Here is a 21,918-nt window from a genome sequence, read left to right on the forward strand (position 1 = left end):
ACGCAGCGATGTTGGTAGCAAAGGCCAAAAGCCAGAAAACCAACATGCCAATTTGTAGGAATGGAACAACATCCATCTACTTCGCCGCCTCCTTCTCATCACCCGGAAGGATATACTCGGCCCCTTCCCACGGTGACATGAAATCAAACTGGCGGTATTCCTGCACCAGTGACACAGGCTCATACACAACCCGCTTTTCCGCCTCGTCGTACCGCACTTCGGTATAACCCGTTGTCGGGAAATCCTTGCGCAGCGGATAACCGCGAAAACCATAATCCGTTAGCAAGCGGCGCAAATCGGGGTGACCCGAGAACAGGATGCCGAACATATCGAACACTTCCCGCTCGAACCAGTTGGCGCAGGGGTGAATATCGACCAATGACGGCACCATATCCTCTTCACGCACTGCAACGCGCAAACGAATGCGGTGGTTCTGGTACATGCTCAGAAAGTGGTAAACCATATCAAACCGCTTGGCCCGACCTGTGTAATCCACAGCCGTAATATCCACGAGCGAGTTAAACTGGCAGGTCGCGTCCGCTTTCAGGAACTCCACCAAACCCGCAATATTCGCCAGCGTCACATCAAGGTTCAGCTCACCGTGGGTCACATCCCAGCCCAGCACACAATCAGGCCGCTTGGCCTCGATGTATCCGCCCAGTTCCGTCAGTGCATCGCTCATCTTACAATTGTCCCCGTCCGTCGCATCTTCCGTTGCAACTGCATGATACCATAAAGTAGCGCCTCAGCCGTTGGAGGGCAGCCTGGCACATAGATATCTACTGGCACAATCCGGTCACAGCCACGCACAACGCTATAGCTATAGTGATAATATCCGCCGCCATTCGCACAAGACCCCATGGAGATCACATAGCGCGGCTCTGGCATCTGGTCGTACACTTTGCGCAGCGCAGGTGCCATTTTGTTGGTCAGCGTCCCCGCCACGATCATCAAATCAGACTGGCGCGGGGATGCGCGCGGCGCCGTGCCGAACCGCTCAAGGTCATAACGCGGCATGGACGTGTGCATCATCTCAACCGCACAACAGGCCAACCCGAAGGTCATCCAGTGCAGCGAGCCTGTGCGCGCCCAGTTGATCAAATCCTCGGTGGACGTGAGCAAGAAGCCCTTATCCTGCAACGACGCATTCAACTGCTGTGTGGCCACATCGCGGTCCATACCTGCAACGGCCGGACTATTTGTGGAGGTTACTGCCATTCGAGCGCCCCTTTCTTCCATTCATAAGCAAAGCCTGCCGTCAGCACGCCAAGGAACACCATCATAGACCAAAACGCTGGCATGGATATGTCGCCAAATGCCACAGCCCAAGGAAACAGAAACGCAATTTCCAGATCGAAAATGATGAACAGAATCGCCACAAGAAAGAATCGCACATCAAACTTCATCCGCGCATCATCGAATGCGTTGAACCCGCACTCATAGGCAGACACTTTTTCAGGGTCAGGCCTGCGCACCGCAATCACTGCCGCCGCAAGCAAGAGCGCAAGGCCCAAACCAATGGCAACAAAGAGAAAAATCAGGATCGGCAGGTATTCGCGAAGCATATCGTCCAAGGGTGGCTCCTCTCAAGGATGGCGAGGGCAAGAAGCGCCACTCTAGCTTTGGCTTCGGGTTTAGCGCCGTGGGCAGGTGGGGTCAACGGGAGGTGGGTGGAAAGGTGTCCCAGAAATAATTGTCCGTAATTAAATGCCCCAAGGGAGTTCCCGAAATCAGTGCCATCCAAACCCTGCTTTTTCGCAGCATTTCGGGGGGCATAAGCCCTGCCTATATTGTGCAGTCTCTAACAATACCTTCACGACGCCAGAATTTCGACCAGTTCGGACGGTAGCATTTGATAATGAATAGCATTGTAAGGAAATATTCCCCGTATTCGGTCCGGATCGCATCACTTGCAGCGATCGGTGCGTATATCTGCCAAACGGTTGCCTTCAGCTCGGGCAACAGTCTGAGCATGTTCAATCTGGTCTTCTTTATCGGCTGGGCCTTGTTCTCACTCATCACGCTTATATTCGCACCCTTTGCACTGCTCGCTCTTTGGCGCGTCTTCTGGAGCAATCGCACCCAAATTCGTATGCCAAAAAAGGACGAGTACAGTACCGAAAATGTCACCTTGATGGACGTGATCGATCTCTTTCAATTTGCAGGACAAGCAGCAAAGAAATACGCCCCATCCGGCCTGACATGGCTACATGCTCGAACGATGCAGCACCTGACCCGCCATAGGGCAGCCATGCGATTTGGTGCTCAAAAAGTCTCCGCGCAGGTACGGAAGCAATACGATATCGGGCTGGAGCAGGCACGCATGCAGTCCAGTCGGCTATCCTGGCCAAAGATATGGCGCGAGACACTGTGGTATTTCGCAGCGCTTGTGCTGACGCTCTTGCCCTTAATCGTAATTATCATTGGCATTGTTATCCTAGAGCATCTCGGCCCAAGAGTATCCGACACAAAAGATATGGTAAGGTCGGGCATCTTATTTGCGGTGCCATTCGCCTTCTTCATTGGCGTTGTCCTCAAGACAAAGTTCGACATGCCGCGTAAGCTCACCTATTCGCCAGATTTCCTGTACAGTTTTGGCAAATTCACGATGATATCGGGCCCCATTTCTTTAATTGTCGTGCTGGTCGTCTCGATAATGCTTATCCCTGTGACGGCAGGATGGTCCGTCGTCTTACCAATCGTATATGCCTACAAACTTTTTGGCCTGATGATGGCTCTTGCGGCAGTCGGGGCGGTGTTAACACTTATCGGGCAGAACATGGGCAGTAAGCAGGTCGATCTGCCACAGCCATCGCCCAAGCCTGATCCGCGCTGGATGGATGATCCAATCTGGACAGAGATGCCGTAGAAAACGTTGACCTAAACCACCAAAGCCGAATTCCAAGCCTTAGGACAAAGCCAATCCTCTGAACTGTGCACGCACTTTCAGTGGACTAAAAGGTTGCCTTAGCGCCGCACCCTAAGCGCATCACCGCGCGACAATAACGTAACATGCGGCAGTGCTAATGGCATACCTTGAACAAATGGCTGTGCAATCATGCAGTATAATGCAAATTTTCTATTACTTTGCCTTACTTAGTAAACAAAATGGCGGTTTCTGCACTTAACTGTGTCATACATTATAGCGTGCCCTTTACGCTCATATTTGTATCATATACCTGCCTGCCAATTGTACTAATGGATGGTTTATTTATGTCAAACCCCGCCGAGACCCTTAATAAGAAACACGCAATCGGCGTAAAAATCGCCCGCATCGGTTTGGGGATGATCGACTACGAAAAGGACACCATCCACTTTGATGCCCGCGGGGCTGCCCTACTAGATATTTCATCCGATGAACCCGTCGCGCGTTCCGTGGTCCACGCCCGTATCCACCCCGACGACCGCAACGTCCTTGACGAGCACATCAAGCGGATGATGGATCCTGCCAGTGAGGGGTTTTTCGAGCTGAACCACCGCGTTGTCCACGAGAACGGCAATGTACTCTGGCTCACGGCACGCAAGCAGGTCGAATTTGGCGCCCCCAATGCGGACGGCAGCTTACACCCCGCTTCCGGTCTTGTGGCGATCATCGACATTACCGACCATAAATCAGATCAGGACCGCGTTCAGTATCTGCTGGACGAGTTGAACCACCGTGTCAAAAACCTGTTGTCAGTCGTTCAAGGCATCGCCCGACTGACGTTCAGCACAGGCGACGTTTCAACGGCAAGAGAGCGTTTTTCCAAACGGCTTGGTGGCCTTACCCACAATCTTGATGCATTGGTCAAAGGGGATTGGACCTCTGCCGATTTATCAGAACTGGTCATAGCGCATCTTCAGGGCTTCAGCACAAACAACGCACAGATCAATGTCGACGGCCCCACGGTCCACCTCGATCCGTCGCAGGCACAAGCGATCGGTATGGCACTTCATGAACTCGCGACAAATGCATTCAAATACGGCGCGCTGTCTGTCGAGACCGGCACAGTTACAATTGCATGGCACATGACTGATGACGACCAGCTTTGCCTGACATGGTCAGAAGCAGGCGGCCCCCCTGTGACCGCGCCAAGCCAATCAGGCTTTGGTAGTAAGGTCATCAAGGAAATGACCTCCGCCTCGCTGCGCGGAGAGGTCGAGGTCGATTATCGCACCGAAGGACTGCTGTGGAACGTCACGTTTCCACTAGAGACCTCTGCCTGATCCAGTTTGGTTGGTGATCCAATCTTGACCAGGATGCAGTAGCGGACGGCGGCCTACACCACCCAAGCCGCCTTGCGCTTCTCGAAGAACGCGCCGATCCCCTCGGCCGCCTCCTCCGTCTCCCACCGCGCCGCCAGTGCAGCAATAGACATGGCGACCGCTTCTTCCGTCGCAGCCCCGCCCAAATCCTGCGCTAGCTTCTTTGCCGCCGCCACCGCACCCGGTGCACAAGTTAAATACGGCACAACTTCGCGCTCCACCGCCGCATCCAGCTGCGCTTCAGGCACTGCCCGCGCCAACAACCCCAGCTCGATAGCCTCCTCCGCACCAAACACACGGCCCGACATAAAGACGCGCCGCGCGCGCCCCTCGCCCATCCGGGCAATCACGTATGGCCCGATAGTGGCCGGAATAATCCCCAGCTTGGTTTCCGTCAGTGCCATCTTGAGGCTGTCGACGCCAACAGCCACGTCACAGACCGCAGCCATCCCCACACCACCGCCAAAGGCATTGCCATGCAGCCGCCCGATCAGGGGTTTCGGCAAACGGTTGAGCGCGCCCAACATGGTGGCAAGCTTCCCCGCCTCTGCCGCCCGCGTGGCCGCGTCCATGCCCATCTGCTCCTGCATCCAGCCCAAATCACCACCTGCGCAAAATGTCTTGCCCGCCGCCGCGAGGATCACAACGCGCACTCGGTCATCCGCAGCCAATTCAGCCGCCGCCTGCGCCAACTCCTCCAGCATCTGCGCCGACAGCGCATTGTGCTTGGCCTCCCGCGCCAGCGTCAATGTCGCAACACCGCGCCCATCAACACTAATGGTTATCGTCTCAAACATCCGCAACGCTCCACAAAATTTTTCACAAATTTTAGGCCCAGAATTTGTCCCAATTTCTGCTCACCCGCGCATCGCACGCGCCATGTCAGAAGCCTGACCAATCACATCCAGATCAAGCCCGGTTTCATACCCCAACCGCGCCAAATGCTCTGCCACAGCCTCGGTCGCAACATTCCCTGACGCTCCGGGCGCATAGGGACATCCCCCCAAGCCGCCAACCGCCGCATCAAACACCCGCACGCCGAGCGAGAGTGAAGCGTCAATGTTATCCAACGCACGGCCGCCTGTGTCATGGTAATGCCCCGCTAAACGGCCCACCGGCACCACATCACGCACCGCCAACAGCATCCGCGCAATCGTGTCAGGCGTCCCTGCCCCGATGGTATCGCCCAATGACACTTCATAACAGCCCATCGAAAACAGCTTATCAGCAACCCGCGCTACAGCATCAGGTGTCACCGTCCCGTCATGAGGGCACTCCACCACACAAGACACATAGCCCCGCACCGGCAAATCAATGTGCCGCGCCTCTTCCAAAATCGGCGCAAATCGCGCAATGCTCTCCTCAATGGACGCATTGATGTTCTTCTGGCTAAACCCTTCGGACGCACTCGCAAAGACCGCAATCTCGTCCGCTTTTGCCGCCACAGCATCCTCATATCCGCGCATATTGGGCGTCAACGCCGCATAGCGCACACCGTCCTTACGCGTGATCCCTGCCAGCACCTCCGCCGATCCTGCCATCTGCGGCACCCACTTTGGCGAGACAAAGCTGGCAATCTCGATGCGCGAAAACCCTGCCTCACTCAGCTTATTCACAAGCGCGATCTTCTCCGCCACCGGAATATCGCGCGCTTCGTTTTGCAGACCGTCCCGCGGCCCCACTTCGAAAATCTCACATGGTCCCAAGCTCATCGTAATCTCCCCTTTTGCCCCAGCCTATCAGACAGGCAGCGGCCATGGCTCAAAAAATTCATCCTCAAAGATTTTACATGTGTGCGGCAACGATGCCTCAAACGCCTCCCGCCCTGTAATGCGTTCGTACCAAGCCTCAACCGCCGTAAATCCATCCAGCCGCGCAAAGAACCGCGCGAGATAAACCGCCTGCCCCACCGACACATCCGCAGCCGAAAAGCCACCATCCAACAGATAGTCCCGCCCCGCCAACCGCGCCTCCAACGCGCCGTAGCATTTCAACAGCCGCGCCGCCTCCAGCTTCATCACGTAGGGGCTGCGCATATGATCCTCGCGCAGCGCCACATGCTGCTGCGTCAGGGCCGCTGCGTGCTGGGTAATCGTCTCGGCAAAGTGAATCCAGATCAACCACTGCACCCGCTCCGCATGCCCCGCAGGCCGCCCCAAAACATCAGGCGAGAACCGCTCGCACAGCACTTCGGCAATCGCCCCTGTCTCGAATATCGCCTCCCCCTCAATCTCCAGCGCAGGCACGCGCCCCGCTGGGCTCTTCTCCAGATAGACAGGATCACGCAGGGATTTGTCAAAGGCGTAGGTTTTGACCTCAAAAGGCACATCCAACTCGTGTAGCAACCACAAGCTGCGCATTGACCGTGTCTGCGGACAATGATGCAGCGTAATCATTCAGCCTCCACTTCAGCCTCAAGCCGCACAAGCGCCGCCCCTGCCTCCACCTGATCCCCCGCCACGGCCAAGACTTCTGCCACCACACCGTCCCGCGCGGCAAGCAGGCTGTGCTCCATCTTCATCGCTTCCAGAATGGCCAGCTTATCGCCCTTGGTCACGACCTGCCCCACAGCTGCAAAGACCTCACGCACCAGACCGGGCATCGGCGCTTCAATCAGATTGCCATCCCCCTGCGCACCAGCCGCCTGCATCAACGGGTCAATGCGCTCGAACACTAAACCATACCCGTCAAACACAGTTACCGTCTCCCCCGCGACAGCCACCCGCGCCGCAGGCAAGCCGCCAATCTGCCAGCGCCCGCCAATCCGATTGGCCTTCACCACATCATCGCCAACATGCCAGCGCTGCGCGTCAGGTCCCAAGACTTCCACCTTTGCGATTTGCTCTTGATCACCCCAGCCCAGCATCACCTGCTGCAACAAAGGCTCCCAAATCGTGAACCCTGTCTCGGGTCCAGTCTCCAACAGCCCCATCGCAGCCATCCCCGCCAGCGCCACATGCCGCGGCTCCACAACAGGCATAGCCGTCAGCGCGTCAATATCCCGCGCAATCAACCCCGTATCAACTTCGCCGCGCCGGAACCCCTCATGCCCCGCGAGCGCGCCAAGGAAAGTCAGGTTCGTCACGGTCCCCGCCACTTCTGTCCGGCTCAGCGCCTGCCGCAGCCGCGCCAGCGCCACATCGCGGGTCGGTCCATGCACAATCACTTTGGCAATCATCGGATCATAGAACGGACTGATCGTATCGCCACTGCGCACACCGCTATCGGCACGGCAATCAGGGTCAAACCCCAGATGCGTCAATGTCCCTGTCGCAGGCAAGAACCCCGCAGGCACATCTTCCGCATAGAGCCGCGCTTCGAACGAATGCCCTGTTATCTTCAACTCGTCTTGGCGCATCGGGAGGTCTTCCCCTGCCGCCACACGCAACTGCCACTCGACCAGATCAACGCCAGTGATCGCCTCCGTCACAGGATGCTCCACCTGCAACCGCGTGTTCATCTCCATGAAAAAGAACCCGTCGACCTTCAGCCCGCCAACACCGTCGACGATAAATTCAACAGTCCCCGCCCCCTTATAACCGATGGCCTCCGCCGCCCGCACTGCCGCCTGCCCCATCGCTTCGCGGACCACCTCTGGCATATCGGGTGCTGGTGCCTCCTCGATAACCTTCTGGTGACGCCGCTGAAGCGAACAATCGCGCTCGAACAAATGCACCGCAGTTTTGCCATCGCCAAACACCTGCACTTCGATATGGCGCGGCTGGGAGACAAACTTCTCAACCAGCACATCCGCATTCCCGAACGCCGTCTTCGCCTCCGCCCTTGCAGAAGCAAGCGCATCGGCAAAGCCATCCGCCGCCTCAACCAGACGCATCCCCTTGCCGCCGCCACCCGCAACAGCTTTGATCATCACGGGAAACCCGATCTTCCCCGCCTCCGCCGCCAGCAAATCATCCGACTGATCCGCCCCGTGATACCCGGGCACCACAGGCACCCCAGCCTCAATCATCAGTGCCTTCGCCGCATCCTTGAGCCCCATCGCACGGATCGCCGCACCAGACGGCCCGATAAAAACCAGCCCTGCCGCCTCAACCGCATCCACAAACTCCGGGTTCTCGCTGAGGAACCCATACCCTGGATGAATCGCCTGCGCGCCCGTATTTAATGCCGCCTGAATAATCACATCCCCGCGCAGATAGCTGTCCGCAGGGGCCGACCCGCCGATATGCACAGCTACATCCGCCATCGCCACATGCTTGGCCCCTGCATCCGCATCGGAATAAACCGCAACACAGCGCACCCCCATGCCCTGCGCCGTCTCCATCACGCGGCACGCAATCTCGCCACGGTTCGCAATCAGAATTGTATCAAACATATCTACCACCATGAGGTTGTTTCAGTATCGCCCAGGTGCTTCTGGACAAAATTCGGCAAAGGCCACGCATCAAAATCCATCCCCTCATATGCACCGTGAGGGCGCTCGCCGAAGGCATGAAAGTACAAATCCGAATGCAGCGTTACATCGAAATCCCGCAACGCCGCATCTACTTTTTCTTTGGTCTCTTCAATGCTCTGCTCCAGCTTGGTCGCGTCGCTTTTCACCCGCGACAGAGTGGCAGGCAAAATCTGGCTCAGCACCATCCGCCCCGCCGAAAGTGCGACCAGCAGGACAACATTCGCAATAAATCCCGCAATCGAGTTAACGATCAGATCACTGCCCGTCCCCTTCAGCCAGCCAAACCAGCCGCTGCTTTTCTTTTCCGCCACCAGCGCCAGACGCGCCGCCTCGAACTCCCGTCCGAAACTAACCCTGAACTGGCGCGCAAACTCCGCACGATTGAAATCCTCACGCCCCGCCCACAGCTTGAGCTTGGGACGCACAAAAATACCCTCGCGCGAGCGCTCCACAAATTCTTCAAAGTCGAAGATAAAGAAATACGCCTCGGGATCGGGGCCTGTGTGGATCAGATACACAGGGATCGCGACCTCACGCCCCAGTGTGGGCATCTCGGGCAGCCTAATCTCGGGCAGCCGCCCTTTGAGTTCCGAGAGCGCAGATTTTATTGTTTTCATCGCGCCACCTCTACAAAACAATCAGCCGATACGAGCCATGCACACCCATGCCTATGCCCTGCAATCGGGCCGAAATCTCTCCAGAGTTCGCACACACAATCGTCTCGAACATCAGGCGTAATCCTCCACCAGCTTGAACCGCTCGCACATGATCTTCATGTCTTCGGAGAACACACCTGCGCGGCGGAAATAGGCCTCGTACCCTGCGCGCCAATGCGCCAGATCGCGAAACTCGCCTTGGGCCGCGACAAACGCCTCGTCCATGTCCGAGAACCTGCGGGTTGAGACTTCGACAGTTTTCAACATGACCGCTGGTGTCCCGTCCCAGTTCAACGCCACATCGCGCCGTCCCACTTCGGGCCACGCATCCCCGCCCTTGCCGTAGGCCGATGCTGCCTCACAGGTCGCCGTCTTTTTGCCGCTACGCACCAGCGCAAGGATTTGCGCACAAAGCTCGGGACTGTCTCCGAAACGGAATGTCTCCGCCTCGGGATTGGCATCAATAATCTCTTGCAACGTTTGCGTCATGGCAATCTCCAAAGCGTACACTGATCGGTGCACAAGGGGTGTACAGGGGGTGTAGCAATGTCACCCCCACAGTTTTACATGCGGAACACGCCGAATTTCGTAGGCTCGATCGGTGCGTTCAGGCTCGCGGACAGGCTCAAAAACAGCGTGTCACGTGTCTTGCGCGGATCGATGATCCCGTCGTCCCATAACCGCGCGGAGGCATAAAGCGGATGCGACTGCTCCTCGAACATATCAATCGTAGGCTGTTTAAATGCCGCCTCTTCCTCCGCAGACCACGCACCACCCTGCCGCTCGATCCCGTCACGCTTCACCGTCGCAAGAACCCCTGCCGCCTGAGCGCCACCCATCACCGAAATGCGGCTATTGGGCCATGTCCATAGGAACCGCGGCGAATAAGCCCGCCCCGCCATGCCATAGTTTCCAGCCCCGAAAGAGCCGCCCACCAGCATGGTGATCTTGGGCACATTGGTACAGGCAACGGCGGTCACCATCTTGGCCCCGTGGCGTGCAATCCCCTCGTTCTCATACTTCCGCCCAACCATAAATCCTGTAATATTTTGAAGAAAGACCAATGGTATATTACGGGCCGAACACAGCTCGACAAAATGCGCCCCCTTCTGCGCAGCCTCGGAAAACAGCACACCATTGTTGGCGATGATGCCCACAGGACAGCCTTTCACATGAGCGAACCCCGTCACCAAAGTCTCGCCAAAGCGCGGCTTGAACTCGTCAAACCTGCTGCCATCCACCGTGCGCGCAATCACTTCGCGAATATCATAAGGCGTGCGTAAATCCGCAGGCACCACGCCCAGAATTTCAGCCGGATCATAGGCCGGCTCTTCCACACTCTCCCACTGAACAGTGGCAGGCTTGGCGCGGTTGAGATAGCTCACCGCCCGCCGCGCAAGCGATAGCGCGTGGGCGTCATCCTCTGCCAGATAATCGGCCACGCCTGACAGCCGCGTATGCACATCACCGCCGCCCAAATCCTCCGCTGTGACGACTTCCCCCGTCGCAGCCTTCACCAAAGGCGGCCCCGCAAGGAAGATAGTCCCTTGTTCTTTCACAATAATCGTCACATCTGACATGGCAGGCACATAAGCCCCCCCCGCCGTACACGACCCCATCACCACAGCGATCTGCGGGATGCCCTTGGCGCTCATCCGTGCCTGATTGTAAAAGATACGGCCAAAGTGATCGCGGTCGGGAAACACCTCATCCTGATTGGGCAGGTTCGCCCCGCCACTATCGACCAGATAAATACAGGGCAGATTGTTTTCTTCAGCTATTTCCTGTGCTCTTAAATGTTTCTTTACGGTCATGGGGTAATATGTGCCTCCCTTAACCGTGGCATCATTGCAGATCACCATGACCTCGTGCCCCTGCACTGTGCCCACACCGGCAATCACCCCCGCACAGGGCGCCGCCCCGCCGTAAAGCCCATGCGCTGCAACTGCGCCCACTTCCAGAAAAGGAGAGCCTGCATCCAGCAAATTTGCCACCCGCTCGCGCGGAAGCATCTTGCCACGGCTGATATGACGTTCCCGCGATTTGTCACCACCGCCGAGCGCTGCGGCCTGAGCTACCTCGCGTACTTGTTCAAGCGCTTCGAGATGAGCGGCAGTGTTGGCTTTGAACGCTTCAGAGGACGGGAGTGCTTGAGAGGTGAGTTTCATTTATCTTCCTCGAATTTGGAAATCCAGTCCGGCAAAGCTCTGATCAATTGATAGCTTGTCAACGCGCTAGAAGCATTGCAAGCATGGTCAACTGGGTCGACAGTGCATGAAAAAAAAGCCGCAGCCGACTCAACCGATTTCAGCCGCATATCATAGAGAGTCTGCTGGACCTCGGGCGCGTCGATCGTTTCAGGCAGCTCCTCGAGAATGCGCTCGGATCGCGCCTGAAACTCAAGCGTCAATCCTTCAAAGCACGCATCGCTCCTTACAGCGAAAGTACAATAATTCAGAATTGTCTCGTAGCATGTTTCAGACTTAATGCTGTCCCGCCTGAGGCCTTGTTCCTTTTGCAAATCCGCCTCGACATTGCATCTGTCCACCCAAGCTGCGGGTTCTTGCGCCAAAGCTGGACCTCCAACCAATATAAGGACAAAGCCAACACGCTTTATAAATTTCATACCATTCCCTCCGCCATTGCCATCGCTTTCAACTCCCGCCGGATCACCTTGCCCGTCACCGTCATTGGCAGCGCATCCATGAACTCTATTTCCCTTGGATAAGAATAACTTGCAAGGTTTTCCTTAACCCACGCTTGAAGCTCCGACGCACTCACGTCCATGCTTTTTTTTAGAACGACATAGGCCTTCACAATTTCCGTGCGCAGCGCATCAGGTTTGCCCACCACACCGCAGGTCGCCACGGCCACATGGGTCAACAAACAATCCTCAATCTCCGCAGGGCCAATGCGGTAGCCGCTGGACGTAATCACATCATCCTCGCGCCCGACATAGCGCAGGAAATCGCCCTCCCAAACGCCGCGATCCCCTGTCAGCATCCAGTCGCCGCGAAACTTCGCTGCAGTCTCCTCGGGGCGGTTCCAATAACGCAGCATCATGGGCGCTGCACCACGCCGCACAGCCACATCGCCCTCACCCTCCGTAGGCGTACCCCCGTCCAGCACGGCAATCTCGAAGCCTGTCACAACCTTGCCAATACACCCCGCCCGCGCCGCAAACGCAGCACCGCAACTGCTTGCCACCATGTTGCATTCGGTCTGGCCATAGAACTCGTTGATCTCCACACCCAAGGCCTCGCGCCCCCACGCAAGCATCTGCGCACCCAGCGGCTCGCCCCCGCTCGCAACTGAGCGTAGACCCTCAATCCGCGCATCAGCCGCCTTGAGCATCCGCAGAGCTGTCGGCGGGAAAAATACATTTCGAACAGTGCCTTGCTCGATAATGCGCGCACATTCATCCACATCAAACTTCGCCATCCGCGCCGCCACCACAGGCACGCCCAGCGCCAGTGCGGGCATCGCCACATCAAACAGCCCACCAATCCACGCCCAATCTGCTGGCGTCCAAAGGCAATCCCCTTCCTGCCCCAGATAATCATGGCTCATCACCACACCAGGTAAATGCCCCGTCAAAACACGGTGCCCGTGCAGCGCGCCCTTTGGTGTGCCCGTTGTGCCAGAAGTATAGATCAGCACCGCAGGATCATCCGGCCCCGTCTCGGCAAAGGGGACTTCCGCCCCGCGCCTGCCAATCCGATTTGCCAGCATGGGTTGCGCCAGATCACCAACCATCTTTGCACCTTCCACATCGGTGAGGACCAGCTCCAGCCCACTGTCGCCGATCCGTGAGGCCAGCGCGTCATGCTTGAAGAGTTTGAACAAAGGCACTGAAATCGCGCCAATTTTCCAGATCGCGAGATGTGCTGCCAAACACCATGGCGACTGGCTTAGCAAGACACCCACACGGTCGCCCGCCACCACCCGCCGCATCAGGCTCCGCGCCAAACCGTCGGCCATCTCACCCAAACGCCCATAGGTCACATCAACCCGCGCATCGCCTGTCAAATCGATCACAGCTACCTGCGCCTCAGGCATGTCCAAACACTGCCGCGCCATGTTGAGGCGCGCAGGGATATCCCAGCGCCCCTCGCCATCAAGGCCCGGCAGTGCCCTATTCACGACATCGCCGCCATCATCTCGCGACCCACCAACATGCGGCGGATCTCCGAAGTACCCGCACCAATCTCCATCAGCTTGGCGTCACGGAAAATCCGCGCAACAGGGCTGTCGGACATATAGCCTGCGCCGCCCATCGCCTGCACCGCCTGATGCGCCTGCACCATCGCCTGTTCAGAGGCATAAAGACAGCAAGCCGCTGCATCCTGACGGGTCACATCACCACGATCACAAGCTTTGGCAACTTCATAAACATAGGCCCGCGCCGAGTTCATTGCCGTGTACATATCGGCCATCTTGCCCTGCATCAGCTGAAAGGAACCAACAGGCTGTCCGAACTGCTTGCGCTCCGCCATATATGGCATGATCTCATCCAGACAGGCCGCCATGAGGCCAAGGCCGATCCCCGCCAGCACAACGCGCTCATAGTCCAGACCGGACATCAGGACACGCACACCTTTACCCTCCTCGCCCAGCACATTCTCGAACGGCACTTCGCAGTCGTCAAAGATAAGCTCAGCGGTGTTGGATCCACGCATCCCCAGCTTGTCAAAATGGGGGGATGTGGTGAAACCCTTCATGGATTTCTCGATCAGGAACGCGGTGATCCCCTTGGAGCCTGCATCTTTGTCAGTCTTGGCATAAACCACCAGCGTCTCGGCGTCACAGCCATTGGTGATCCAGTATTTATTTCCGTTTAGGCGGTAGTGATCATTACGTTTTTCCGCGCCCAGCTTCATTGAGACCACGTCAGAGCCTGCTGACGTCTCGGACATCGCCAAAGATCCGACATGCTCACCAGAACAGAGCTTGGGCAGGTATTTGGCGCGCTGCTCGTCAGTTCCATTCAGGCTGATCTGGTTTACGCAGAGGTTGGAGTGCGCACCGTAAGAGAGTGAGACAGAAGCACTCGCACGCGCGATTTCCTCAACAGCGACAGTATGTGCAAGGTATCCCATGCCCGTGCCGCCCCACTTCTCGTTAACGGTCATTCCAAGCAGGCCCAACTCCCCCATCTCGCGCCACAGCTCGGCGGGAAACAGGTTAGCGGTGTCTACGTCCTTTGCCATAGGGCGCACACGCTCTTGCGCCCAACGATGCGCCATTTCGCGCAACGCATTTACATCTTCACCCAGATCAAACTGCATCGTGGCATTAAACATGGACCTTCTCCCTCGACCCGACTTTATTGAACACTTGTTCAATACTGGCAGATCAATTCTTACAGGTCAAGCGTCACAACGCATCATCAATCACATGGCATGCCTGAGGGCTGCGACACTTTAAAGTGCGCAAACCTAAAATATGAAATGTGCGTGAGCACCCCTTTAGATCACGCCGCCGATTGATAAATCCGACTGGTTTCCTCGCGGATGATCCGTGCAATCTGCGCACAATCCTCCAACGTAAAGGTCAGCGGCACACGCATGTCCACGATCCCTGCCAGCACTTTATCACTGTCAGGCATCGCAGGTGCGTCGACATAGCGCCAGCTGTCATAGCGGCTGGTGAAGCCTACGGGCTCGGCGTTGCCAAACCACTTCAACTCAACTCCACGCGCCGCACAGCAGCGCAGCAGTTCTTGGACTGAGGCGCCTTCCCATCCATCCAGCAAAAACTGGATCGAAGATCCGACGATGCTCTCCTCTTCCATGCGCTCAATCACCGCGAGGCCCACGGTGCCGCGCAGGCCAGCTTCGATCGCAAAATACCTCTCGTTCCAGCGGGCGCATTGCGTGGCAAGGTCAGCCAGTTGCGGCCGCAGGATCGCAGCGCGCAGGTTGTCCATGCGCCCCGAAATATTGGGTGTCTCGTATTTGATTTTGGCAAAAGTCTCTGGCGGTGGTCCTGCAAGGTGAGACTGATACAGCATATAACTGCCCGAATACATAATCGCCCGCGCAGCAACCTCGGGATCATCGGTCACAAACAATCCGCCCTCACCTGCATTCACATGCTTATAGGTCTGGCAAGAATAGCACCCTATCTTGCCCCATGTGCCAGAGGCCTTGCCCTTCCACGAAGCCCCCATCGTGTGGGCGCAGTCCTCGATCACGATAATACCCGCCGCGTCACAAATAGCCATCAGGCGCTCCATATCGCAGATATGTCCACGCATATGGCTGAGCAGCAGAACGCTCCCCTCATCTGCCTTGGCTTCCAGATCATCAAGGTCCAATACGAGCGCAGGGGTAACACCCACAAAAACCGGCACCGCCCCTACGGCAGCAATCGCACCCGGGACGGGGGCAAGCGTGAACGCATTGGTCAGTACACAGTCGCCTGCTTTAACCCCCACAGCACGCAGCGCTGTCGCCATTGCATACCCGCCAGACGCCACCGCAAGGCAGTATTTGGAGCCGATAGAGGCAGCAAACTCCTGCTCCAGTAGAACCGTCTGCGCTGTCTCGCCTGCGACAGTGTTGTATCGGTGCAAGCGTCCACTGCGCATCACAGCAACCGCCGCTTCGATTCCCGCTTCTGGGATCGGCTCTTGCTGTGTAAAGCTACCCTTGAACACGTCGCTCATTGCCTCACACCTTTCCTAACAAATGCTCCACCAGATCAGGAAGATCGCTATAGCGTTCCAGCAATGCCTCTGGCGCCAAGGCAGCCATATCACCCCCTGCGGGACCAAAGGTTACTAAAATCGACGCAGAACCTGCCGCTTTTGACGTTTTACGATCTGTGTCGCTGTCACCGACCAAGATGCACTGCGCCGGATCGCCCCCCGCACGGCGCACCGTTTCATTCAGATGCTCGGGGTGGGGTTTACGCACGTCCAGCGTATCCGCCCCCAGCATCGCGGCAAATTCCTCCAGTACGCCCAGTTGCGTCAGCAGGGTTCGCGCTAGCCCCTCGGGCTTGTTCGTGCAGATCGCTACAATATAGCCACGCGCTTTCAGCTCTGTCACTGCATCCATCGCGCCATCATAGAGCCGCGTATGCGTATCGATGTCACGCGCGTAATGGTACAGCAGCGCATCGTAATATTCGTCGATCAACGGATCATCGGTAGGCTTGCCCATCCGCTCCATCCCCAGTCGCAGCATGGCACGCCCGCCGCGCAAGGCCGTACCTGCATCCGTCGCAGGGTCCAGAACATCCCCCGCTCCCATATCGCGAAAACACGCATTGGCCGCAGCGATCAAATCTCCGCTGGTGTCGGCCAATGTCCCGTCAAGGTCGAATACCACTGTCTTCATCATGTTCCCCCGCAAAATCACTCTATTCCGCCTACCGTGCACCCCAGACTGTTGCAAGCCGCAACCCTAAGTGAACTGCCACACCTTGCGCGGACGCGCCCATCGGTTAAACAGTAAAAAAACAAATACATTTAGAACGGACACCACATGAAGACGAGCCTGATCATCCTTGCCGCTGGCAAAGGCACGCGGATGAACTCTGAGCTGCCAAAAGTGCTCCACCCGATTGCAGGCGATTCAATGCTCGTTCATGCAATGGCCGCTGGGGCAACGCTGGAACCTGTGAACACGGTTGTCGTCGCGGGCCACGGCGCTGCCGAAGTAACCGCCGCAGCGCAGGCCTTCGACGAGCAAGCGCAGACCGTTGTGCAGTCTGAGCAACTCGGGACTGCCCACGCCGTTGCCCAAGCCCGTGATGCACTGGCAGGTTTTGACGGCACTGCGATTGTCCTCTACGGCGATACTCCCTTTGTCTCCCCTGCGACGCTAGACGCGATGATGAGCGCTGCCAAAGATGCAGATGTGGTTGTGCTCGGGTTCGAGGCCGCTGATCCGGGTCGGTACGGCCGCTTGGTTATGGACGGCGCCTCGCTTGAGCGGATTGTTGAATTCAAAGACGCCTCCAAAGCGGAGCGTGCCATCACCGTATGCAACAGTGGCGTCATCGCTTGTAATGCCGCGCTCCTGTTCGATCTGATTGATGCGGTGGACAATGACAATGCTTCTGGCGAATATTATCTTACCGATATTATCAGTATTGCCCGTGGACGCGGCCTGAAAGCAACGGCAGTCACTTGTGACGAAGCGGAAACTCTCGGCGTCAATTCCCGCGCACAGCTGGCCGAAGCCGAAGCCGCCTTCCAAGCGCGCGCCCGCGCGATGCTGATGGAGGATGGCGTCACACTCCAAGCGCCAGAAACCGTCTTTCTAGCCCGTGACACCGTTATTGGTCGCGATGCGCTGATTGAACCGAATGTAGTTTTTGGTGCAGGTGTCACCGTCGAGAGCGGCGCACATATCCGCGCTTTCAGCCATCTTGAGGGCTGTCACGTCTCACGTGGCGCTGTTGTCGGGCCGTATGCCCGCCTACGCCCCGGTGCGGAGCTGGAAGAGAATGCACGCGTCGGCAACTTTGTAGAGATCAAGAATGCCGTGCTCGCCGAAGGGGCAAAGGTGAACCACCTCAGCTATATCGGCGATGCGTTTGTCGGTGCACATGCCAATATTGGCGCAGGCACCATCACCTGTAATTATGACGGTGTGATGAAGCACCACACGCACATCGGTGCGCGTGCCTTTATCGGGTCAAACACCATGCTTGTGGCCCCCGTCCATGTAGGCGACGGTGCCATGACAGGATCAGGTTCGGTCATCACATCGGATGTAGAGCCTGACGCGCTGGCCCTTGCCCGCGCACCTCAAGTCGAGAAACCCGGCATGGCCCGCAAAATGATGGACATGCTAAAGGCCAAAAAGGCCAAAAAACAGCGGAGCAGCTAATATGTGCGGAATTGTAGGGGTATTGGGCAACCACGAAGCAGCGCCCATTCTGGTGGAGGCGCTCAAACGCCTTGAATATCGCGGTTACGACAGCGCAGGTATTGCCACGGTAAACGAAGGTACACTTGACCGCCGGCGTGCGGTGGGAAAGTTGGTCAACCTCGGTGATCTGCTGGTCCACGACCCATTGGCAGGCAAATCAGGTATCGGCCATACCCGCTGGGCCACACATGGCGAGCCGAATGTTGGTAACGCACACCCGCATCAGGCCGGACCCGTCGCCGTTGTGCACAATGGCATCATCGAGAACTTCCGCGATTTGCGCATCGAGCTGGCCGAATACGGCCTTACGCCCGTGACCGATACAGATACCGAAACTGTCGCCATGCTGGCACAGCACTACATGGCAGAAGGCTTGTCTCCCACAGATGCAGCCGTCAAAACACTCAGCAAGTTGCACGGTGCCTTTGCGCTGGCCTTCTTGTTTGACGGGGAAGGCGATCTAATGATCGCAGCCCGCAAAGGCTCCCCTCTGGCCATTGGCTATGGCGATGGCGAAATGTTCGTGGGCTCTGACGCTATTGCGCTCTCGCCCATGACCGATCGCATAAGCTATCTTGAAGAAGGGGATTACGCGATCCTCACACGTGCTGGCGCATCCGTATTCAACGCCACAGGACAGCCCGTAAATCGCGAGATCCGCAAAATCGAGATCAGCGCCACGCGCGTTGATAAAGCGGGCCACAAACATTTCATGGCAAAAGAAATCGCCGAGCAACCCACAGTGATCGCAGAAGCTTTGGGCCACTATCTCAGCAAATCGGGAAAAATCCGCCTACCCGATCCGCAAATTGATTTCGCCAATGTGGACCGGATCACCATGGTCGCCTGCGGCACTGCTTTCCTCGCCTGCCTCACTGCGAAATACTGGTTCGAGCAAATCGCCCGCCTGCCCGTTGAAGTGGATGTCGCCTCCGAGTTCCGCTACCGTGAGCCACCGATCCCGGCGCGTTCCGTTGCTCTATTTGTGAGCCAATCTGGCGAAACGGCAGATACCCTCGCCGCTCTGCGCTATTGTACGGGCAAGGCGGATAAGATCATGTCCGTCGTCAATGTGCCTGAATCGTCTATCGCCCGCGAAAGCGATCTGGCCTTGCAAATCCACGCCGGTGTCGAGATCGGCGTGGCCTCTACCAAAGCGTTCACATGCCAGCTTACCGTGCTGTTCCTGCTCGCGCTTAAAGCTGCCGAAGACCGTGGTGCAATCACCGAAGAGCAGCGACAGGACCACCTCGCACAACTCCGCCGCCTGCCTGCGCTTATGGCAGAGGCGCTGGACCAAAGCGATGCTATCCGCGAGACAGCGCGCAAGCTTGCCAACGCCCGTGACGTGCTCTTCCTTGGGCGCGGACCTCTGTACCCCCTCGCCCATGAAGGTGCCCTTAAACTAAAAGAAATCAGCTACATACATGCCGAAGCTTACGCATCAGGTGAGCTCAAGCACGGCCCCATTGCTTTGATTGATGAGGAGGTGCCTGTGGTCGTTTTGGCGCCCCGTGACAACCTGTTCGATAAGACGGTGAGCAACATGCAAGAAGTAATGGCACGCAAAGGCAAGGTCATTTTGATCTCCGACCGTGAAGGGCTGAACGAGGCAAGCCAAGGCGTCTGGGACACGATCGAGATGCCCGATGTATCTGATGCCGTGGCTCCGATCCTTTATGCGATCCCCGCCCAGCTTCTTGCCTATCACACGGCAGTGGCCAAAGGCACAGATGTGGACCAGCCCCGCAATCTCGCCAAATCTGTGACTGTGGAGTAATGGCCAAGCAATTTAACGCCATCAGCGACGACCACCGCAGCTTTATAGAAGCGCAACATGTGTTCTTTTGCGGCTCTGCCGCACCTGATGGGCGGGTCAATATTTCGCCCAAAGGGATGGACAGCCTACGTGTGATCAGCCCCAATCGCATCATCTGGCGCAACTTGACAGGATCTGGCAACGAGACCGCAGGCCATCTGGCGCGTCTCAACCGTATGACCCTCATGTGGTGCGGATTTGAAGCACGTCCTATGATCATGCGTGCATATGGCACGGCTAAAACGTTGCATCCGCGCGACGCAGGGTTTGATGAGGCTGCCGCCCACTTCCCGCCTGCCTTGGGCGCACGGCAGTTTTATGACATGAGCGTCGAGATGCTTCAGACCAGCTGTGGCTTTGCGGTGCCTTTCTTCGATTACGCTGGCGAGCGGGATGTGTTAGCGAAATGGAATGAAGATAAAGGCCAGTCAGGCATTGAAACCTACTGGGACACCCGCAACCGCGAGACAATCGACGGAATGCCCACCCACATCGTGAAAGATACCCCCAATGCATGAACCCTACCTCTCGGCACTGACCGCCCTCGCCGATCCCGAGCGCGCGGCAGGCATGCGAGAGTATCACAAGGTTGACCGCGAATATCTCGGCCTGACAAACCCGCAAATCAACGATCTGACCAAGCAATGGCGCGAGGAGCTTTCTGTTGAGGACCGCGTAACCATCGCCGATGGTCTTTGGCGGACCAACATCTACGAGGCCCGCGTCGCTGCTGCCAAAATGCTGACGCAAGCGCGAATGCGCGAGGGGGATGAGGCCGCATGGCAGCTTATCGCCACATGGTATCGCGATTTTGATAGCTGGGCGATTGCCGATCATGCATGTGCCGCGGGCGCAAAACGTCTGGTCGCAGATCCTGCGCGTATCGAGCGCGTGGAAGGCTGGACCCGCTCAGAGCATATGTGGACACGCCGCGCAGCACTGGTGATCACGCTGCCGTGGACCAAGATGAACAATCCCAAGCCTGCCGATCTCGAAGTGCGTGAGCGTGTTCTGGGCTGGGCCGCAACCTATGCCGCAGACCCGCAGTGGTTTATCCAGAAAGCCATAGCATGGTGGCTGCGTGATTTGGGTAAGCATGATCCCGAACGGGTTCGGACTTTTATCGCAGCTCACGGCGAAGCGATGAAGCCGTTTGCACGCAAAGAAGCGGTGCGTCTGCTAAAATAACCCCTCCCCTAGAGGACGGGGCATCAGATTGATTTAATAGGTAAAATTAAGAGAGGCGCGTGGAATTGGACACGCCCCCTTTTTCGTTTGATCTTCTAACCGCCCAAGGTGACTTCGATTTCGGTAAGGTCGGTCACAGACGCGCCGATCACCCGCATGGCAGGCAGGGACAAGCGACTGCCGCCTGTGACGGGACCATCGATCGGGATCAGTGTAACGGCAGAGGATTTCCCGTTAGATTTGTTTGTCACGCGCCCCTTTGTTTCCGACTTTACCAATGGCGTTTTGAGCCAGAACCCCGGCTCTGTCGGGCTACCTAGACTGGCGACAGTTGTTCCAAGTGATTTGGCAATTGCAGCGGGAGCTGCTGGGGCTGCGGCCTCTTTGCGCTGCTCGGCAGTTGTTGTGTCCAGCGCCTCTTGCGTTTTGGCCGCTTTGGGCGGTTTCGGCGCGGCAGTCAATTTGGGGTCCACAGGCACAGCGGCAACATCAGCGGCAGTCGCCGCAGGAAGGGCAGCAGCCGTTTCGGCAGCGGCAGCCGCTTCTGTGACGGCCTGTTCTGCCGCTTGCGCAGGGGTGCCTACATCATTGGGTTGACCCAAGCCAAGTTGGGCGCAGGCCGTAAGTGCCGTGGATGCCACAAGGGCGGTGATGAGCTTTAATTTACATGTCATGGCGCTTTTGTAGTCCAGCTTTTGCGCCACT

The 21,918-nt window shown here is 57.2% G+C and carries 22 protein-coding genes; 6 read left to right on the forward strand and 16 right to left on the reverse strand.

The window, feature by feature from the left end; genetic code table 11:
- Positions 1-76: 76 nt before the first annotated feature.
- From Q0775_RS01155 to Q0775_RS01165, 3 genes are read right to left on the reverse strand one after another with little or no spacing between them, the layout of a single operon-like run.
- On the reverse strand, positions 77-682 hold the full coding sequence (locus Q0775_RS01155; protein WP_298857333.1) for an NADH-quinone oxidoreductase subunit C: 606 nt from the start codon (positions 680-682) through the stop codon (positions 77-79).
- Complete coding sequence (locus Q0775_RS01160; RefSeq protein WP_298857335.1) at positions 679-1,218, reverse strand: NADH-quinone oxidoreductase subunit B family protein; 540 nt, start codon at positions 1,216-1,218, stop codon at positions 679-681. The genes Q0775_RS01155 and Q0775_RS01160 overlap by 4 nt, the downstream gene beginning before the upstream one ends.
- Positions 1,209-1,574 (reverse strand): NADH-quinone oxidoreductase subunit A, encoded by a 366-nt coding sequence (locus Q0775_RS01165; protein ID WP_298857338.1) that lies wholly within the window; start codon positions 1,572-1,574, stop codon positions 1,209-1,211. The genes Q0775_RS01160 and Q0775_RS01165 overlap by 10 nt, the downstream gene beginning before the upstream one ends.
- Before the next feature lie 284 nt (positions 1,575-1,858).
- Between Q0775_RS01165 and Q0775_RS01170 the strand changes: the two genes are divergently transcribed.
- On the forward strand, positions 1,859-2,869 hold the full coding sequence (locus Q0775_RS01170) for a hypothetical protein (protein WP_298857341.1): 1,011 nt from the start codon (positions 1,859-1,861) through the stop codon (positions 2,867-2,869).
- A 344-nt stretch (positions 2,870-3,213) separates the two neighbouring features.
- A complete protein-coding gene (locus Q0775_RS01175; RefSeq protein ID WP_298857344.1) occupies positions 3,214-4,206 on the forward strand; it encodes an HWE histidine kinase domain-containing protein in 993 nt (330 codons plus the stop codon).
- Between the two features lie 53 nt (positions 4,207-4,259).
- Here Q0775_RS01175 and Q0775_RS01180 read toward each other — a convergent pair whose 3' ends face one another.
- From Q0775_RS01180 to Q0775_RS01235, 12 genes are all read right to left on the reverse strand, one after another.
- Positions 4,260-5,042: a crotonase/enoyl-CoA hydratase family protein gene (locus Q0775_RS01180; protein ID WP_298857347.1), complete on the reverse strand. Its 783-nt coding sequence runs from the start codon at positions 5,040-5,042 to the stop codon at positions 4,260-4,262.
- A 60-nt stretch (positions 5,043-5,102) separates the two neighbouring features.
- The gene (locus Q0775_RS01185) at positions 5,103-5,957 is read right to left on the reverse strand and encodes a hydroxymethylglutaryl-CoA lyase (protein ID WP_298857349.1); all 855 of its coding nucleotides are present in this window, start codon (positions 5,955-5,957) and stop codon (positions 5,103-5,105) included.
- 27 nt (positions 5,958-5,984) lie between these two features.
- On the reverse strand, positions 5,985-6,641 hold the full coding sequence (locus Q0775_RS01190; protein ID WP_298857351.1) for a glutathione S-transferase family protein: 657 nt from the start codon (positions 6,639-6,641) through the stop codon (positions 5,985-5,987).
- The gene (locus tag Q0775_RS01195) at positions 6,638-8,581 is read right to left on the reverse strand and encodes an acetyl/propionyl/methylcrotonyl-CoA carboxylase subunit alpha (protein WP_298857353.1); all 1,944 of its coding nucleotides are present in this window, start codon (positions 8,579-8,581) and stop codon (positions 6,638-6,640) included. The genes Q0775_RS01190 and Q0775_RS01195 overlap by 4 nt, the downstream gene beginning before the upstream one ends.
- 2 nt (positions 8,582-8,583) lie before the next feature.
- Positions 8,584-9,279: a hypothetical protein gene (locus tag Q0775_RS01200; protein ID WP_298857355.1), complete on the reverse strand. Its 696-nt coding sequence runs from the start codon at positions 9,277-9,279 to the stop codon at positions 8,584-8,586.
- Between the two features lie 111 nt (positions 9,280-9,390).
- The gene (locus tag Q0775_RS01205; protein WP_298857357.1) at positions 9,391-9,807 is read right to left on the reverse strand and encodes an ASCH domain-containing protein; all 417 of its coding nucleotides are present in this window, start codon (positions 9,805-9,807) and stop codon (positions 9,391-9,393) included.
- Between the two features lie 74 nt (positions 9,808-9,881).
- A complete protein-coding gene (locus Q0775_RS01210; protein ID WP_298857359.1) occupies positions 9,882-11,486 on the reverse strand; it encodes a carboxyl transferase domain-containing protein in 1,605 nt (534 codons plus the stop codon).
- The gene (locus tag Q0775_RS01215) at positions 11,483-11,944 is read right to left on the reverse strand and encodes a hypothetical protein (protein WP_298857361.1); all 462 of its coding nucleotides are present in this window, start codon (positions 11,942-11,944) and stop codon (positions 11,483-11,485) included. Before Q0775_RS01215 ends, Q0775_RS01210 begins: the two co-directional genes overlap by 4 nt.
- Positions 11,941-13,461 carry an AMP-binding protein gene (locus Q0775_RS01220; protein ID WP_298857363.1) on the reverse strand — a complete coding sequence of 507 codons (1,521 nt, stop codon included), beginning with the start codon at positions 13,459-13,461 and terminating at the stop codon, positions 11,941-11,943. The genes Q0775_RS01215 and Q0775_RS01220 overlap by 4 nt, the downstream gene beginning before the upstream one ends.
- Positions 13,458-14,621: an acyl-CoA dehydrogenase family protein gene (locus Q0775_RS01225; RefSeq protein ID WP_298857365.1), complete on the reverse strand. Its 1,164-nt coding sequence runs from the start codon at positions 14,619-14,621 to the stop codon at positions 13,458-13,460. Before Q0775_RS01225 ends, Q0775_RS01220 begins: the two co-directional genes overlap by 4 nt.
- Before the next feature lie 170 nt (positions 14,622-14,791).
- A complete protein-coding gene (locus Q0775_RS01230) occupies positions 14,792-15,988 on the reverse strand; it encodes a DegT/DnrJ/EryC1/StrS family aminotransferase (protein ID WP_298857367.1) in 1,197 nt (398 codons plus the stop codon).
- Positions 15,989-15,992: 4 nt separating this feature from the next.
- A complete protein-coding gene (locus Q0775_RS01235) occupies positions 15,993-16,664 on the reverse strand; it encodes an HAD-IIIA family hydrolase (RefSeq protein ID WP_298857369.1) in 672 nt (223 codons plus the stop codon).
- Between the two features lie 147 nt (positions 16,665-16,811).
- On the opposite strand from Q0775_RS01235, the gene glmU reads away from it, so the two are divergent.
- The 4 genes from glmU to Q0775_RS01255 are packed head-to-tail and all read left to right on the forward strand — an operon-like array spanning position 16,812 to position 21,213.
- The gene (gene glmU / locus Q0775_RS01240; RefSeq protein WP_298857372.1) at positions 16,812-18,164 is read left to right on the forward strand and encodes a bifunctional UDP-N-acetylglucosamine diphosphorylase/glucosamine-1-phosphate N-acetyltransferase GlmU; all 1,353 of its coding nucleotides are present in this window, start codon (positions 16,812-16,814) and stop codon (positions 18,162-18,164) included.
- Between the two features lies 1 nt (position 18,165).
- Positions 18,166-19,986: a glutamine--fructose-6-phosphate transaminase (isomerizing) gene (glmS, locus tag Q0775_RS01245; protein WP_298857374.1), complete on the forward strand. Its 1,821-nt coding sequence runs from the start codon at positions 18,166-18,168 to the stop codon at positions 19,984-19,986.
- Positions 19,986-20,543, forward strand: coding sequence for a pyridoxamine 5'-phosphate oxidase family protein (locus Q0775_RS01250; RefSeq protein WP_298857376.1), 558 nt, complete (start codon positions 19,986-19,988; stop codon positions 20,541-20,543). The genes glmS and Q0775_RS01250 overlap by 1 nt, the downstream gene beginning before the upstream one ends.
- The gene (locus Q0775_RS01255; RefSeq protein WP_298857378.1) at positions 20,536-21,213 is read left to right on the forward strand and encodes a DNA alkylation repair protein; all 678 of its coding nucleotides are present in this window, start codon (positions 20,536-20,538) and stop codon (positions 21,211-21,213) included. Before Q0775_RS01250 ends, Q0775_RS01255 begins: the two co-directional genes overlap by 8 nt.
- A 95-nt stretch (positions 21,214-21,308) precedes the next feature.
- On the opposite strand, the gene Q0775_RS01260 is transcribed toward Q0775_RS01255, so the two are convergent.
- Positions 21,309-21,917: a hypothetical protein gene (locus tag Q0775_RS01260; protein ID WP_298857380.1), complete on the reverse strand. Its 609-nt coding sequence runs from the start codon at positions 21,915-21,917 to the stop codon at positions 21,309-21,311.
- Position 21,918 lies beyond the last annotated feature (1 nt).

Source organism: uncultured Sulfitobacter sp. (genome assembly GCF_947499945.1).
GTDB lineage: Bacteria > Pseudomonadota > Alphaproteobacteria > Rhodobacterales > Rhodobacteraceae > Sulfitobacter.

Excerpts from the sequence above, each read along its gene's own strand:
- Q0775_RS01205 (WP_298857357.1), bottom strand. The coding sequence starts at position 9,807 with ATGACGCAAACGTTGCAAGAGATTATTGATGCCAATCCCGAGGCGGAG.
- Q0775_RS01210 (WP_298857359.1), bottom strand. The coding sequence starts at position 11,486 with ATGAAACTCACCTCTCAAGCACTCCCGTCCTCTGAAGCGTTCAAAGCC.
- Q0775_RS01255 (WP_298857378.1), top strand. The coding sequence starts at position 20,536 with ATGCATGAACCCTACCTCTCGGCACTGACCGCCCTCGCCGATCCCGAG.
- Q0775_RS01250 (WP_298857376.1), top strand. The coding sequence starts at position 19,986 with ATGGCCAAGCAATTTAACGCCATCAGCGACGACCACCGCAGCTTTATA.
- Q0775_RS01185 (WP_298857349.1), bottom strand. The coding sequence starts at position 5,957 with ATGAGCTTGGGACCATGTGAGATTTTCGAAGTGGGGCCGCGGGACGGT.
- Q0775_RS01160 (WP_298857335.1), bottom strand. The coding sequence starts at position 1,218 with ATGGCAGTAACCTCCACAAATAGTCCGGCCGTTGCAGGTATGGACCGC.
- Q0775_RS01225 (WP_298857365.1), bottom strand. The coding sequence starts at position 14,621 with ATGTTTAATGCCACGATGCAGTTTGATCTGGGTGAAGATGTAAATGCG.
- glmS (WP_298857374.1), top strand. The coding sequence starts at position 18,166 with ATGTGCGGAATTGTAGGGGTATTGGGCAACCACGAAGCAGCGCCCATT.
- Q0775_RS01155 (WP_298857333.1), bottom strand. The coding sequence starts at position 682 with ATGAGCGATGCACTGACGGAACTGGGCGGATACATCGAGGCCAAGCGG.
- Q0775_RS01180 (WP_298857347.1), bottom strand. The coding sequence starts at position 5,042 with ATGTTTGAGACGATAACCATTAGTGTTGATGGGCGCGGTGTTGCGACA.
- glmU (WP_298857372.1), top strand. The coding sequence starts at position 16,812 with ATGAAGACGAGCCTGATCATCCTTGCCGCTGGCAAAGGCACGCGGATG.
- Q0775_RS01235 (WP_298857369.1), bottom strand. The coding sequence starts at position 16,664 with ATGAAGACAGTGGTATTCGACCTTGACGGGACATTGGCCGACACCAGC.
- Q0775_RS01230 (WP_298857367.1), bottom strand. The coding sequence starts at position 15,988 with ATGAGCGACGTGTTCAAGGGTAGCTTTACACAGCAAGAGCCGATCCCA.
- Q0775_RS01200 (WP_298857355.1), bottom strand. The coding sequence starts at position 9,279 with ATGAAAACAATAAAATCTGCGCTCTCGGAACTCAAAGGGCGGCTGCCC.
- Q0775_RS01195 (WP_298857353.1), bottom strand. The coding sequence starts at position 8,581 with ATGTTTGATACAATTCTGATTGCGAACCGTGGCGAGATTGCGTGCCGC.
- Q0775_RS01175 (WP_298857344.1), top strand. The coding sequence starts at position 3,214 with ATGTCAAACCCCGCCGAGACCCTTAATAAGAAACACGCAATCGGCGTA.
- Q0775_RS01215 (WP_298857361.1), bottom strand. The coding sequence starts at position 11,944 with ATGAAATTTATAAAGCGTGTTGGCTTTGTCCTTATATTGGTTGGAGGT.
- Q0775_RS01190 (WP_298857351.1), bottom strand. The coding sequence starts at position 6,641 with ATGATTACGCTGCATCATTGTCCGCAGACACGGTCAATGCGCAGCTTG.
- Q0775_RS01170 (WP_298857341.1), top strand. The coding sequence starts at position 1,859 with ATGAATAGCATTGTAAGGAAATATTCCCCGTATTCGGTCCGGATCGCA.